13 protein-coding genes, 1 tRNA gene, 1 rRNA gene, 1 other RNA gene and 1 other annotated feature are annotated in these 14,114 nt (G+C 38.6%); of the genes, 14 read left to right on the plus strand and 2 right to left on the minus strand.

Translation table 11 applies throughout. From position 1 onward, the window contains the following. The first annotated feature begins 150 nt into the window (after nt 1-150). Nucleotides 151-267: ribosomal RNA gene (gene rrf / locus BLE01S_RS18770) — 5S ribosomal RNA — on the plus strand. A gap of 77 nt (nt 268-344) precedes the next feature. Here the strand turns inward: rrf and BLE01S_RS18775 are convergent. Continuing rightward, nucleotides 345-1,307 carry a YaaC family protein gene (locus tag BLE01S_RS18775; RefSeq protein WP_066146073.1) on the minus strand — a complete coding sequence of 321 codons (963 nt, stop codon included), beginning with the start codon at nt 1,305-1,307 and terminating at the stop codon, nt 345-347. A gap of 111 nt (nt 1,308-1,418) precedes the next feature. On the opposite strand from BLE01S_RS18775, the gene guaB reads away from it, so the two are divergent. From guaB to BLE01S_RS18805, 6 genes are all read left to right on the plus strand, one after another. Further along, nucleotides 1,419-2,885 (plus strand): IMP dehydrogenase, encoded by a 1,467-nt coding sequence (gene guaB, locus BLE01S_RS18780; protein ID WP_066146077.1) that lies wholly within the window; start codon nt 1,419-1,421, stop codon nt 2,883-2,885. A gap of 133 nt (nt 2,886-3,018) precedes the next feature. Then, the gene (locus BLE01S_RS18785) at nt 3,019-4,377 is read left to right on the plus strand and encodes a D-alanyl-D-alanine carboxypeptidase family protein (RefSeq protein ID WP_082788826.1); all 1,359 of its coding nucleotides are present in this window, start codon (nt 3,019-3,021) and stop codon (nt 4,375-4,377) included. Nucleotides 4,378-4,602: 225 nt separating this feature from the next. Then, nucleotides 4,603-5,484, plus strand: a complete 882-nt coding sequence (pdxS, locus tag BLE01S_RS18790) for a pyridoxal 5'-phosphate synthase lyase subunit PdxS (protein ID WP_066146084.1) — start codon at nt 4,603-4,605, stop codon at nt 5,482-5,484. A 1-nt stretch (nt 5,485) separates the two neighbouring features. Further along, a complete protein-coding gene (gene pdxT / locus BLE01S_RS18795) occupies nt 5,486-6,085 on the plus strand; it encodes a pyridoxal 5'-phosphate synthase glutaminase subunit PdxT (protein WP_066146087.1) in 600 nt (199 codons plus the stop codon). A gap of 97 nt (nt 6,086-6,182) precedes the next feature. Continuing rightward, nucleotides 6,183-6,396 (plus strand) — a binding site (T-box leader). Nucleotides 6,397-6,455: 59 nt separating this feature from the next. Next, nucleotides 6,456-7,730, plus strand: a complete 1,275-nt coding sequence (gene serS, locus BLE01S_RS18800) for a serine--tRNA ligase (RefSeq protein WP_066146090.1) — start codon at nt 6,456-6,458, stop codon at nt 7,728-7,730. Between the two features lie 90 nt (nt 7,731-7,820). Further along, nucleotides 7,821-7,913: transfer RNA gene (locus BLE01S_RS18805), tRNA-Ser, on the plus strand. 90 nt (nt 7,914-8,003) lie between these two features. On the opposite strand, the gene BLE01S_RS18810 is transcribed toward BLE01S_RS18805, so the two are convergent. After that, nucleotides 8,004-9,287 carry a glycosyl hydrolase family 18 protein gene (locus BLE01S_RS18810; RefSeq protein ID WP_066146093.1) on the minus strand — a complete coding sequence of 428 codons (1,284 nt, stop codon included), beginning with the start codon at nt 9,285-9,287 and terminating at the stop codon, nt 8,004-8,006. Between the two features lie 132 nt (nt 9,288-9,419). Here BLE01S_RS18810 and tadA point away from each other — a divergent pair, with 132 nt between their 5' ends. From tadA to BLE01S_RS18845, 7 genes are all read left to right on the plus strand, one after another. Then, nucleotides 9,420-9,947, plus strand: coding sequence for a tRNA adenosine(34) deaminase TadA (tadA, locus tag BLE01S_RS18815; RefSeq protein WP_066146096.1), 528 nt, complete (start codon nt 9,420-9,422; stop codon nt 9,945-9,947). Between the two features lie 123 nt (nt 9,948-10,070). Beyond that, nucleotides 10,071-10,336, plus strand: an RNA gene (gene ffs, locus BLE01S_RS18820) — signal recognition particle sRNA large type. 470 nt (nt 10,337-10,806) lie between these two features. Continuing rightward, nucleotides 10,807-12,492, plus strand: coding sequence for a DNA polymerase III subunit gamma/tau (gene dnaX, locus BLE01S_RS18825; protein ID WP_066146099.1), 1,686 nt, complete (start codon nt 10,807-10,809; stop codon nt 12,490-12,492). A gap of 23 nt (nt 12,493-12,515) precedes the next feature. Continuing rightward, nucleotides 12,516-12,833, plus strand: a complete 318-nt coding sequence (locus tag BLE01S_RS18830) for a YbaB/EbfC family nucleoid-associated protein (protein ID WP_066146102.1) — start codon at nt 12,516-12,518, stop codon at nt 12,831-12,833. 12 nt (nt 12,834-12,845) lie between these two features. Next, nucleotides 12,846-13,442 carry a recombination mediator RecR gene (gene recR / locus BLE01S_RS18835; protein ID WP_066146105.1) on the plus strand — a complete coding sequence of 199 codons (597 nt, stop codon included), beginning with the start codon at nt 12,846-12,848 and terminating at the stop codon, nt 13,440-13,442. A 19-nt stretch (nt 13,443-13,461) separates the two neighbouring features. After that, nucleotides 13,462-13,674: a YaaL family protein gene (locus BLE01S_RS21220; protein ID WP_066146108.1), complete on the plus strand. Its 213-nt coding sequence runs from the start codon at nt 13,462-13,464 to the stop codon at nt 13,672-13,674. Nucleotides 13,675-13,757: 83 nt separating this feature from the next. Continuing rightward, nucleotides 13,758-14,021, plus strand: a complete 264-nt coding sequence (locus tag BLE01S_RS18845; protein WP_066146111.1) for a pro-sigmaK processing inhibitor BofA family protein — start codon at nt 13,758-13,760, stop codon at nt 14,019-14,021. Nucleotides 14,022-14,114 lie beyond the last annotated feature (93 nt).

The raw sequence follows: 14,114 nt of genomic DNA on the forward strand, positions 1-14,114 counted from the left end.
AATATGTATTAATGTGCAATATATAAAACCATTTCCTTCATTTTAAATTCTAATTGAAGATGTTTTTTGCTTTTAAAAGAATATTTACTTGAAAAGTTTATTCAAAGAATGTATACTAATGTAAGTAAGACCAACACATAATTGTGTATGTCTGGTGATGATTGCGAAGAGGTCACACCCGTTCCCATCTCGAACACGGCAGTTAAGCTCTTCAGCGCCGATGGTAGTTGGGGGTTCTCCCCCTGCAAGAGCAGGACATTGCCGGGCACATAAAATAACACGATAAGGTGATTCACCTAGTCGTGTTATTTTTTTATATTCTCCGAGCAAAAATAAAATATAGATTAATTTATTTTATTCCCTTTAGAGGTGAGATATTCGAGAATCAGATACGGTCCTTTTTCCTCTGTGATTGTTAGAAATGTTTCAATGAAAGGAAAATCCGTATTCGGCGTAGTTTTTAGTAATTCGAACCACCATTCTGTTTCATAGCGCGATATCATGCTTAAGTTATACAGAAGCAGGTAATGAATGATTAAGTCATGAAGATGGGTAAAGGATTGCAGTGATACAGGCAAACAGGGCTTTTGTTTAAAAAGATGATATCTAAAAGGTGGTTCGAGAGACACATTGCTATCAAAGCTAATTGTATTGTCGATCTTATCGAGCCAAGTAATAGGCCCTTGGTGTTTTGTTTCTAAATATTGCCGTAATCTACTTTTATCCATAAAATATGATTCATGCACTTTGTCAGGGATATGCCAAAGATTGGATTTACCTTTTTCAAGGAAAATCATGTTAGTACTATTTTTAATAAAAATGAAGGCATCATCTAGCTCAGCAATTAAGGAGAATAAATCTTGCATAATAAATTTTTCTCCTTCTAAATGTTTCACGTGAAACATTTGTTCTGAAAAGTGAGTGCACAGGCCAAACTTCTGTACTTTTACTTCATCATGGTAAAATTGGTAATGACGCTTTTTTCTTTTTCTAGCTGAAACACCGTGAGCAAGCACGGAAGTTGTACTTGGATAAAAAGGGTCGACAGTGAGCAAACATGCCTTAATCAAATGTACTAATCCATAAAAGAGCAATACTGGTTTAATGGACAAAGGAGAGATGTTTGCCTGTTTATAGAAATTTTTACCTTGTTCTAAGTAGTAAATAAAGGGATAAGAATTTTCATAGCTTTTTAATGATGGATCTTCCAATGTTAGTTTTTGATAACAATTATTCAAGTATTTTTGGGAAGTTTCTGCTGAATGAAAGTAAATAAACTGCTTCCATATTGGGTCTTTTCTATACAATTATTACCACCTCCAAGTTATTTGAAAAATGGAACTTAACTACATATCCTTGACAGTATTTTAACCAATTGATAACCTACTAATAATATTTTCGGGCAGGAGGAAGAATAAATGTGGGATTCTAAGTTTGTAAAAGAGGGCTTAACCTTTGATGATGTACTATTAATACCAGCTAAATCAGATGTTTTACCAAAAGAAGTGGATTTAAGTTTGGAGCTAACAAAAACGCTCAAGTTGAATATCCCTATCATTAGTGCAGGGATGGATACTGTAACAGAGTCTAAAATGGCTATTTCTATGGCTAGGCAGGGCGGGTTAGGCATTATCCACAAAAACATGAGTATAGAACAACAAGCCGAAAAGGTTGATAAGGTAAAACGCTCGGAGAGTGGTGTTATTACAGACCCATTCTTTTTAACTCCGGAGCATAAAGTTTATGACGCTGAACATCTAATGGGGAAATACCGCATTTCTGGTGTTCCAATTGTGAATAACATTGAGGATAAAATCCTTGTAGGTATTATTACGAATCGTGATATGCGTTTTATTCAAGATTACTCTCTATTAATTACAGATGTAATGACGAAAGAGAACTTGGTAACAGCATCAGTTGGAACGACGCTTGCTGAAGCAGAGAAAATCTTACAACAGCATCGAATTGAAAAGTTGCCATTAATTGATGAAAATGGCGTATTAAAAGGTTTAATTACGATCAAAGATATTGAGAAGGTAATTGAGTTTCCTCGGTCTGCAAAAGATCAACAAGGACGCTTACTTGTTGGAGCCGCAGTTGGAGTAACGGGAGATACGATGAAACGTGTCGAATTGTTAGTGAAATCTCAAGTAGACGTGATTGTTATTGATACCGCTCATGGTCACTCAGCAGGTGTATTAACGACTATAAGAGAAATTAGGGATCAATATCCGAATTTAAATATTATTGCTGGTAACGTAGCTACAGCGGAAGCTACACGAGCATTGATTGAAGCTGGTGCAGATGTAGTGAAGGTTGGTATTGGGCCAGGATCTATTTGTACAACTAGAGTGGTTGCTGGTGTCGGTGTCCCACAAATTACTGCTGTCTATGACTGTGCTACAGAAGCAAGAAAATTAGGGAAAGCCATCATTGCAGATGGCGGCATTAAATATTCTGGTGATATCGTAAAGGCGCTTGCAGCAGGTGGACATGCAGTGATGCTTGGTAGTCTGTTAGCTGGTACATCTGAAAGCCCAGGAGAAACTGAAATCTTTCAAGGACGCCGTTTTAAGGTGTATCGTGGAATGGGTTCTGAAGGTGCAATGGAAAAAGGCTCTAAGGATCGCTATTTCCAAGAGGATGCGAAGAAATTTGTGCCAGAAGGAATCGAAGGTCGTTTGCCATATAAAGGTCCTTTAGCAGATACACTTTATCAACTAATAGGTGGACTGCGTGCGGGTATGGGTTACTGTGGCGCCGCTGATTTACAATATTTCCGTGAAAATGCACAATTTATTAAGATGACAGGAGCTGGATTACGCGAAAGTCACCCTCATGATGTTCAAATTACGAAGGAAGCGCCGAACTACTCTCTTTCATAATGCGGGGAGATTGGCTGGGCAGGACCATGTACACATACGTTCATGGGTTTCTGCCTTTTTTTGTGCTTAATTATTACGTTTGTCACCTACTCAATCATTCATAACTATGATAAAATGCAAAAGTGTACATATAATGTTGGAGGGTTTACATGTGAAAAAATCACCAAAAGTGCTAGTTTCTTTATCTATAGCAATATTGATGCTATTAAGTTTGATTCAAATACCTGATCGTACCTATGCCAAGGATTCTTTAAATATAAATGCTGATGCAGCTATTGTAGTAGAAGCAAGTACGGGTAAAATTTTATATGCAAAAAATGAAGATACGGCGCTGGGTATTGCGTCAATGACGAAAATGATGACAGAGTATCTCATGTTCGAGGCTATTAAGGAAAAGAAAATTACATGGGACCAAGAACAGATAATAAGTGAGTATGTTCATCAAGTTTCTAAAGATACAGCATTATCGAATGTAGGGCTTGAAGTTGGAAAGCCATACACAATAAGGGAATTATACGAAGCATTAGCAATCTACTCCGCAAATGGGGCAACTATTGCCATTGCAGAGGCGATTGCTGGTTCAGAAACAAAGTTTGTGAAGATGATGAATGAAAAGGCAAAAGAACTAGGATTAGATAATTATAATTTTGTTAATTCAACTGGATTGAATAATCAAAGTTTAAATGGTCAGCATCCTGAAGGGACAGGACCAGAGGATGAGAGCGTCATGTCTGCCCGGTCAACGGCCAAACTTGCTGCTCAATTGATGAAAGACTATCCGGAAGTTCTGGAAACATCTAGTGTACCAACAATGAAATTTCGTGATTTGATTGGCGAAATGACTAACTGGAACAAAATGCTACCTGGACTAGATTATGAATATCCAGGTGTTGATGGATTAAAGACTGGTACCACCGATTTTGCTGGACGCAGCTTTACGGGAACAGCTATGCGAGATGGAATGCGGGTCATTACTGTTGTAATGAATGCGAAGGATTCAGATGGCAATAGCAGTGATAAAGGAAGATTTGGCGAAACAAAAAAATTGATGGATTATGCTTTTACTAATTTTTCAATGAAAGAAATATTTCCTAAGGGCTATGAAATAAAAGGACATAAATCCTTACCTGTGACAAAGGGTAAAGAAAAATCAGTCAAAATTCATACGGACGAACCGTTAAAAATGCTCATTAAAAATGGAGATGAAAAGTCATTTAAGCCTGTATTTACAATTGATAAAAAGAAAATGAACAAAGATGGAATGTTAACAGCTCCCCTAAAGAAGGGTGAACAAATAGGTACTCTTGGGGCAGTCCAAGAAGGAAATGAAGACTTTGGCTTCCTAGAGAAGGACTATACTCAAACAGTAAAAGTTGTAACAACTGAGAAAGTAGAAAAGGCAAATTGGTTTGTCCTCATGATGCGTGGTGTAGGCAGCTTTTTCTCTGATGTTTGGGGAAGTGTAACGGATATGGTCAAAGGCTGGTTCTAAAAGAACTATAAGTGTCGCTTTGGAATTTTGTTTAATGAGTCGTTTTTTGCCCAAAGATATTTTATACATATCTTTTGTGGCTGGATAAGGACTTGTAAATTTCTTATCCCTCCCTGTATTGACAGGGGGGGATTTTTATAGTTTACTAAATGGTATCGTATTATTCCGATAGTTTAAATAAGACAGAAAAAAAAGCATCATTTAACTTTAAAGGGGCGACTGGAAATGAGAACTGGAACAGATCGAGTAAAACGCGGCATGGCAGAAATGCAAAAAGGCGGCGTAATCATGGATGTTATTAACGCAGAGCAAGCAAAATTAGCAGAAGAGGCTGGAGCTGTAGCGGTCATGGCGCTAGAGCGTGTTCCTTCTGATATTCGAGCTGCAGGCGGTGTAGCAAGAATGGCTGATCCAACTATTGTAGAGGAAGTAATGGCAGCTGTTTCTATTCCAGTAATGGCGAAAGCCCGCATTGGTCATATTGTAGAAGCTCGTGTGTTAGAAGCAATGGGTGTTGATTATATAGATGAGAGTGAAGTATTAACTCCTGCTGATGAAGAGTTCCATTTAAATAAAAAAGAATACACAGTACCATTTGTTTGTGGTTGCCGTGATCTAGGAGAAGCAACTCGAAGAATCGGTGAAGGTGCTTCTATGCTTAGAACAAAAGGTGAGCCGGGAACTGGAAATATTGTTGAGGCTGTTAGACATATTAGAAAAGTAAATGCACAAGTACGCAAAGTTTCTTATATGAATGAAGATGAATTAATGACAGAAGCTAAACTACTTGGTGCACCATATGAACTTTTATTGGAAATTAAACGAACAGGTCGTTTGCCAGTTGTTAACTTTGCAGCGGGCGGTGTAGCGACGCCGGCTGACGCTGCGTTAATGATGCAACTAGGTGCTGATGGTGTGTTTGTTGGATCTGGTATTTTTAAATCAGAGAATCCTGAGAAATTTGCTCGTGCAATTGTAGAAGCGACTACGCATTATCAAGATTATGCAAAAATTGCAGAACTTTCAAAAGGACTGGGCACACCAATGAAGGGGCTTGAAATCTCTACACTAGCGCCAGAACAGCGGATGCAAGAGCGCGGGTGGTAAAGTGAAAGATTTACTCAAGGTTGGTATACTAGGGCTTCAAGGGGCAATACAAGAGCATGTACAAGCTGTTGAAGAATGCGGAGTACAGGCAGTTATCATAAAAAATGTAGAACAACTTGTTGATCTAGATGGGCTAATTCTTCCAGGTGGAGAAAGTACGACGATGCGAAGACTACTTGATCAGTATCACTTTGTGGAGCCAATTCAGGCATTTGCACAAAGTGGGAAGCCGATATTTGGAACGTGTGCGGGTTTAATATTGCTTGCTAAGAAAATAAATGGAACCGATGAAGTTCATTTAGGATTAATGGATGTCGTTGTAGAACGCAACTCATTTGGTCGCCAGCGCGATAGTTTTGAAGCTGATATAGCAATTGCTGGATTAACTAATTCAATGACTGCTGTGTTTATAAGAGCTCCTCATATTACTGAAGCTGGTGAAAATGTGGAAGTATTAGCAAAGTATGATGGTAGAATTGTTGCAGTAAAAGAAGGTTCATTACTTGCCTGCTCATTCCATCCAGAATTAACTGATGATCATAGTTTGACAAATTACTTTATTGAAATGATTAGAAAAACGCAAAGTGCCCGCCAGATGTGAAAAATGCAGTTGGGACATTTGGAACAATGTAGGATATACAGATAAAAAATTTGCAATTAGCTATACTATATAGTATAGTATGAGCAAATTTATAAGAGCTAACATGTTGAGAGGAAATAGTAACAGATATGCAGTCTTCAGAGAGTCGATGGCGGGTGTGAATCGACGGCGCTTCCTGTGAATCCATCCTTGAGTAAGATGCCGAAAGCCATAGGCCTGTAAGCATTTTCGGTTCAAAGCCGTTATCTTATTAAGAGGAAAGCACAATGCTTTCAATTTGGGTGGCAACGCGGGTAACTCTCGTCCCTTTTGGGGATGGGAGTTTTTGTTTTGTGTAAAATAATTTTAACAATATGTAAGGAGGATTATCATGCTTGATATAAAGCTTTTGCGTGGAAATTTTGAAGAAATAAAGAATAAGTTGCAACATCGTGGAGAAGATCTAACTGATCTGGATAAATTCGGTGAATTAGATCAACGGAGACGGGAAGCGATTGTAAAGGCGGAACAACTAAAAAGCAAGCGCAACGAGGTTTCACAGCAAATTGCTGAAATGAAAAAGAATAAAGAAAACGCCGATCAATTAATTGTGGAAATGCGTGCAGTAGGCGATGAAATTAAAGGGTTGGATAATGAAATTCGGAAAGTTGAAGAAGAGCTTGAACAATTGCTATTATCTATTCCAAATATTCCTCATGAAAGTGTACCTATCGGTGAAACAGAGGATGATAATGTGGAGATTAGAAATTGGGGAGAGGTTCGCCAATTTGACTTTGAACCAAAGCCACATTGGGATATAGCAAGTAATCTTGGAATTGTAGATTTTGAAAGAGCTGCTAAAGTAACTGGTAGTCGCTTTGTATTTTATAAAGGATTAGGTGCGCGCTTAGAACGGGCTCTGATTAGCTTTATGTTAGATCTCCATGTGGAGGAACATGGTTACGAAGAAATGATCCCACCATATATGGTAAATAGAACAAGCATGACTGGAACAGGCCAGTTGCCAAAATTTGAGGAAGATGCTTTCTTAATTGAAGAAGAAGATTACTTTTTGATACCGACTGCAGAAGTTCCTGTTACAAATTATCACCGTGATGAAATTTTAGATGCGGCACAACTTCCAATTAATTATGCGGCATACAGTGCCTGTTTCCGTTCTGAAGCGGGTTCTGCTGGGCGTGATACACGTGGATTGATACGTCAGCATCAATTTAATAAGGTTGAATTAGTGAAATTTGTTAAGCCAGAAGATTCCTATGCTCAATTAGAGATTCTAACAGGTCAGGCTGAAAAAGTATTGAAGCTACTTCAATTACCGTATCGCGTCATGAGTATGTGTACAGCTGATCTTGGCTTCACTGCAGCTAAAAAATATGATATTGAAGTATGGATCCCGAGCTATGGAACATATCGAGAAATATCTTCATGTTCAAACTTCGAAGATTATCAAGCGAGACGTGCTAATATTCGCTTCCGCCCAGAACCTAAGGCAAAACCACAACATCTTCATACTTTAAATGGCTCAGGTTTGGCTATTGGTAGAACGGTAGCTGCTATTTTGGAAAATTACCAACAAGAAGATGGTACAGTAGAAATTCCAGAAGTATTACGTCCATATATGAGAAATAAAGAGATAATTAATTAATTTAAAATGGCTCATAAAAAAATAATTTATGAGCCATTTTAAAGTGTTGACATCTATTTAAAATACTGCTATTATTATTTTTGTTGCCACGGAGGTATACCCAAGTCTGGCTGAAGGGATCGGTCTTGAAAACCGACAGGGGAGTCAAATCCCGCGGGGGTTCGAATCCCTCTACCTCCTCCATTAACATAGCGCATAAATATTGGAGAATAACAAACCCGCTGCATCTTTGCAGCGGGTTTTATTGTGTGCTTTACTTCATATTCCTCTATACTATTTTTTTACTATGTGAAAGTTATCAGTAATTAGCAGCCAGTTTTGTGGAAAAGAGAGACCAAGTTTCCAATAGCTGACCCCACGTAGGTTTAATTCTTTCACAAGATCAAATTTGGCCTGAATCGATCTAGCATCTTCGAACCATACTTCATGTTTTTTTCCATCGTTGTCCGTGTAATTGAAAAATGGCGCTTGAGATGTTTCGTCATATTGAATAGCGACTTGGTTGGTAACTGCAATTTGAATAGCTTGTTGAGGGCTGATAGCTTTTGCAGTTGTACCTTGAACGAATGGAAGCGTCCAGTCATATCCGTACAAATTTTGCCCCATCAAAATTTTGTTTGCAGGTATTTCAGATAATGCATATTCAAGTACATTACGGACAGGTCCGATTGGTGAGACTGCCATCGCTGGGCCGCCGCTATATCCCCATTCATATGTCATTATCACTGTATAATCGACGATTTCACCATGTGCTTTGTAATCATGACCTTCATACCATTCTCCTGTTTGTGTCGCACTGGTTTTTGGAGCTAATGCGGTAGAAATCATTAAGCCTTCAGCATGCAAACGATCGCGGGCAACCCGTAAAAATTGGTTATAAGCTTCACGATCAGTTGGAAGAATACGTTCCAAGTCAAAATGGACATCGCCAAAGCCAACTCGTTTTGCTTCGTTAATAATATTTGTCAAAAACGTATTCTGTACTTGGTTATCCGTAAGAAGAACATGAACGAGTTCTGTACTGAATTGCCCGCTTTCTTGATTAGCCACCACCATAACGAGTAAATTATTATTGGACTGGGCAATGGCGGGAAAATTATTCAGTGGGGGTGCGGAAAGTGAGCCATCTCGCTTGGCCAAGTATGCAAATGGAGATAGATAAGTTAAATAAGGAGCGGCTTTACGAGCACTTAATTCAAGGGCTTCTGAGACTGTTCCTCCAAAAGGTTCAACATAAGCATTAAATTCACGATCTGACTTTTGCCTAGGGGGAATATAGAGCCGCATACCAATCATGAGCGGTTGATTGATAGTTATACCATTTATACGGGCGAGCTCCTGATATGGAACACCGAATTTTATACCAATGGACCAGAAGCTATCCCCACTCTCCACCCAGTAAAAGCTACCTATTATGGGGATGACAAGAGCTTGCCCAACGACCAACTGATTGGGATTAGGCAGCTCATTAGCATCTGCAATCACATCTGGAGTGACGCTATAGCGGGCCGCAATGGAACTCAATGTCTGAGTGGGTTCGACAATATGAATTTGCATGTGATTCCTCCTTAACCAATGAATAGCTGACACTAGTGTATGAACCAAATTATTTGGTTAGACGCATCTAAGGAAAAAAAGATAAATTATTGATAATATAGTAAGATGAAATCCTAAATAAGGAGACTAATTATGACGCATCAAAACGATGAATATTATATGCGACTTGCTATAGATGAGGCTAAAAAAGCTGAGAAAATTAATGAAGTTCCAATCGGAGCTATTGTTGTTCTTAATGGTGAGGTTATTTCCAGCGCATATAATCTTCGAGAAACAGAGCAAAATGCTATAGCGCATGCAGAGCTTTTAGCCATAGATAGGGCGTGTAAAAAACTAGGTACGTGGAGACTTGAAGATGCAGAGCTGTATGTGACGCTAGAGCCATGTCCGATGTGTAGTGGAGCTATTCTTTTATCGAGAGTTAAAAAAGTGGTTTACGGAGCTCCAGATTCAAAGGGAGGCTGTGCAGGTACATTAATGAATTTACTTACGGATCATCGTTTCAATCATCAGAGTGAAGTGAAAACAGGAGTGCTTGAAAGGGAATGTGGAGATTTATTAAGTAATTTCTTTCGCCGTATACGTGAAGAAAAGAAACGAAGAAAATTGAAGGAGTCGGAAATTAGAACTACAAAGCGGATTGATGTTGACTTGTCGTAGTAAGAATCCTGAAATTTGTTCATTTCCGAACACAATTGATTTTCAGGACCTTGTAAGAAATTAATTTAACCTCATGAGTCCAACCATTGATTTATTTAATAAAAAGGAGTATAATCAGAGATACCGTGCTAGATGGGGAAATAGCGGAGCCTTGTAACCCGCAATCCGCTCCAGCGGGGTTGAATCCCTTCTAGAGGCTGATGTTCTGTAAGGTCTGCCTTAAGTAAGTGGTGTTGACACTCGGGTCTTGCGCAATGGGAATCCATGAACCATGTCAGGTCCGGAAGGAAGCAGCATTAAGTGGAACCTCTCATGTGCCGCAGGGTAGCCTGAGTCGAGCTAACTGCTTAAGTAACGCTTGTGGAGCACAGTCGAAGGAAGGTGCACGGTATTTAATTTATGATATAAACCCATCCAACTCGGATGGGTTTTTTGCATGAAGTACAATCCTCATTATTAAGTAAATAACAAGTATATGGGGATGATAGAGGATAGATAAAAAAAGGGATTTTGTAATAAAGCTTTATATTTTTTCGAAAGACAATTCCCCGGGAAATATTGTAGAAGAAAATTGTAGAAATATCCCGATAAATAGTGAATGAAGTAGAAATTACAATGAAATTGACGAGAGATGGAAATCCATATATAGTACGGCCAAATGGTGAATAGAACAATCTGTCTTATATGTATTGTTTCACCTTATAGAATAGCAGCTTCTGGGGTTCCTATTTATGTGTGAAAATCCGCAGAATAACTTGTTACATAAAAAGTCAGCTTCATTTTGAAATAATCGGCTTTAATAAGGTATAATGGAGGGAGTGAATAATATTTCGGGTAAAGAAAAATGGAGGAGGAGAATATGAGCTATCAAGCATTATATAGAGTATGGCGTCCACAATCATTTGCAGACGTTGTAGGTCAAGAACATGTAACAAGAACATTGCAAAATGCTCTCCTCCAGCAAAAGACATCCCATGCCTATTTATTTTCTGGACCGCGTGGAACAGGGAAAACGAGCGCAGCCAAAATTTTGGCCAAAGCGGTAAATTGCGAAAAGATGCCTATATCTGAACCTTGTAATGAATGTGCAGCATGTTTAGGCATTATGGATGGATCTAATCAAGATGTGATTGAATTTGACGCTGCTTCTAATAGTAGAGTAGAGGAAATGCGGGATGTGCTTGATAAGGTAAACTTCGCTCCCAACTCAGTACCTTACAAAGTATATATTATTGATGAAGTGCATATGCTCTCCATTAGTGCTTTTAACGCATTACTGAAAACTTTAGAAGAGCCGCCACAGCATGTCATTTTTATTTTAGCTACAACGGAGCCACATAAAATTCCTTTGACAATCATATCTCGTTGTCAGCGTTTTGATTTTAAACGAATTACAGCGCAAGATATTGTCGGGCGGATGACTCACATTGCCACAGAATCAGGTCTTCAATTTGATGAAAAGGCGCTTCATGTTATTGCCAGAGCCGCTGAAGGTGGAATGAGGGATGCACTGAGTCTACTTGATCAAGCTGTTTCATTTAGTGAAAATGGCGTAACAGTGGAAGACGCCTTAGCTGTCACTGGTTCAGTTGCGCAAAGTTACTTAAATCAATTGGGACAAGCGATGTATGAAAAGGATATCCCAAAAGCATTAGAGGCGCTTGAAGAGTTAATGCGTCAAGGTAAAGATCCGGCCCGTTTTGTTGAAGACTTGATTTTGTATTTTCGTGACATGCTTTTATACAAAACAGCTCCCAATCTAGAAGAGTCATTGGAACGTGCAATGCTTGATGAGGAATTTACAACACTATCAAAAGTGATTCTGCCTGAACAGATATACGAATACATTGATATACTGAACAAAACTCAGCAAGAAATGAGATTTTCTAATCATGCTCGAATTTATTTAGAAGTGTGTTTGGTAAAACTTTGCCAAATGGAGAATAAAGCAAGTGTTGCAAATGATTCAAGCGTACAGGAGTTGTTCGCTAAAATTGATATACTTGAAAAAGAAATATCTTCATTGAAGAAAAATAGACCAACTGGCGAAGAGGTAGCAAAAAGCCAGCCGTCTAAAAAACCAGCTCGTTCAACGATGAAATACCGTGCAAATACTAGAATGATTAAAGAGGTATTGAAGGAAGCAACCAGAGAAGATTTAAATACCATCAAAAGTCGCTGGGGAGATCTTCTTGACATGTTGAATAGTAGACAAATGCGTTCTCAGTCTGCTCTTTTAAATGATGCAGAGCCAGCAGCTGCTTCTCCGGATGCATTTGTGTTAAAATTCAAGTATGAAATTCATTGTCAAATGGCAGTGGAGAATCATAAGCTCATTGAAACAATATCAGAGTTTTTAAAGGAAATGTCGGGAAAGGAATATCGTTTTGTTGGTGTTCCCGAAGAGCAATGGTCTGAGATTAGGGAAGAATTTTTACAAACGCAAACAGAAAATGGAGATCATGGAGAAGAAGAGAATGAAGATCCACTAATTGCAGAAGCAATGAAACTAGTTGGTGCTGATTTGATTGAAATAAAAAATTAAATTTAAATGGAGGTACGGAAATTATGCGTGGAATGGGAAATATGCAAGGTATGATGAAACAGATGCAAAAGATGCAGAAGAAAATGGCGGAGGCTCAAGAAGAGCTTGGAGAGAAGCGAATCGAAGGAACAGCTGGCGGCGGTATGGTAACAGTTGTAGTATCAGGCCATAAAGAAATATTAGAAGTTAACATTAAAGAAGAAGTAGTTGATCCAGAAGATATTGAAATGCTTCAAGACCTTGTGCTGGCTGCTACAAATGATGCGTTGAAACAAGCAGAAGACCTAACAAGCCAAACGATGGGGCAATTCACTAAAGGAATCAACCTTCCTGGAATGTAGGAGGTTTTAAATATGCATTATCCAGAACCAATATCAAAGCTGATTGATAGCTTTATGAAATTGCCGGGAATCGGGCCAAAAACTGCTGCCCGCCTGGCTTTTTTCGTTCTTAATATGAAAGAAGATACGGTGCTTGAGTTTGCAAAGGCGCTCGTAAATGCAAAGCGTGACCTTGGATTTTGTTCTGTTTGCGGACATATTACAGATCAAGACCCCTGCTATATTTGTAAAGATGAGCGGCGGAATCGTACAGTGATTTGTGTTGTTCAAGAACCTAAAGATGTGATAGCAATGGAAAAGATGAAGGAATATAATGGGCTATACCATGTATTACATGGCTCCATTTCCCCAATGGAGGGAATTGGACCGGAGGATATTAATATTCCTGATTTATTAAAAAGACTACAGGATGATACTGTCCAAGAAGTAATTTTGGCAACAAATCCAAATATTGAAGGTGAAGCAACGGCGATGTACATCAGTAGGCTCTTGAAGCCATCTGGGATTACAGTTACTCGGATTGCTCACGGTTTGCCAGTTGGAGGAGACCTTGAATACGCGGATGAAGTCACCCTCTCTAAAGCAATGGAAGGTAGAAGAGAATTATAATTACGAAGGGGTGCATTGTTTGTTTCGTAAAAAGAAGCTTCGTAAAGAATATGATCAGAAATTAATAGATGTAATGGAAATGACAAGGGAAGATTGGCTTCGTCAAAGGCATTTAGAGAACTTAAGCTATGAACAAAGTGAAGATCTACGTTGTGGAACGTTACTTGCGCAGGCAAAGTATTTTTTTCTATTCCGTGAAGCAAAAATTAGAAAGATTTCTATGAAAAAATAATGTGAGTATCTAACTCTGTTCTTTTCGGACAAACCTTTCATACACTAGAATGAGAGGTCAAACAGTTACGGGAGGGATAGTGCTTGGAGCCAATAATAATTATTTTAGGGATATGTGGTTTGATTATGTTCTTTCTATTGGTGAGCATGCCAGGGAAAGCACTGAAATGGACTGGTCAAGCTATTATGAAAGTGATGATAGGTGCCATATTCTTATTTTTTTTGAATGCCGTTGGAAATCAATTTGGCATCTTCGTCCCAATTAATTTGATTACTTCTGTTGTTTCTGGTTTCCTAGGCTTGCCAGGAGTTGCCGCACTAACTGTGATTCAATTATGGATAATATAAACATCCGCTATCAAGAAGCGGATGTTTTTACTTTTTTAATTAATAAATGTGGAAGTGTATTTACAGGTGTATCTCCTTTATTAACTAAACTGC

This window comes from Lederbergia lenta NBRC 16444 (genome assembly GCF_001591545.1).
Classification (GTDB): Bacteria; Bacillota; Bacilli; order Bacillales; family Bacillaceae_C; genus Lederbergia; species Lederbergia lenta.

Excerpts from the sequence above, each read along its gene's own strand:
- guaB (WP_066146077.1), top strand. The coding sequence starts at position 1,419 with ATGTGGGATTCTAAGTTTGTAAAAGAGGGCTTAACCTTTGATGATGTA.
- dnaX (WP_066146099.1), top strand. The coding sequence starts at position 10,807 with ATGAGCTATCAAGCATTATATAGAGTATGGCGTCCACAATCATTTGCA.
- tadA (WP_066146096.1), top strand. The coding sequence starts at position 9,420 with ATGACGCATCAAAACGATGAATATTATATGCGACTTGCTATAGATGAG.
- BLE01S_RS18810 (WP_066146093.1), bottom strand. The coding sequence starts at position 9,287 with ATGCAAATTCATATTGTCGAACCCACTCAGACATTGAGTTCCATTGCG.
- BLE01S_RS18785 (WP_082788826.1), top strand. The coding sequence starts at position 3,019 with ATGTTGGAGGGTTTACATGTGAAAAAATCACCAAAAGTGCTAGTTTCT.
- recR (WP_066146105.1), top strand. The coding sequence starts at position 12,846 with ATGCATTATCCAGAACCAATATCAAAGCTGATTGATAGCTTTATGAAA.
- BLE01S_RS18830 (WP_066146102.1), top strand. The coding sequence starts at position 12,516 with ATGCGTGGAATGGGAAATATGCAAGGTATGATGAAACAGATGCAAAAG.
- serS (WP_066146090.1), top strand. The coding sequence starts at position 6,456 with ATGCTTGATATAAAGCTTTTGCGTGGAAATTTTGAAGAAATAAAGAAT.
- pdxS (WP_066146084.1), top strand. The coding sequence starts at position 4,603 with ATGAGAACTGGAACAGATCGAGTAAAACGCGGCATGGCAGAAATGCAA.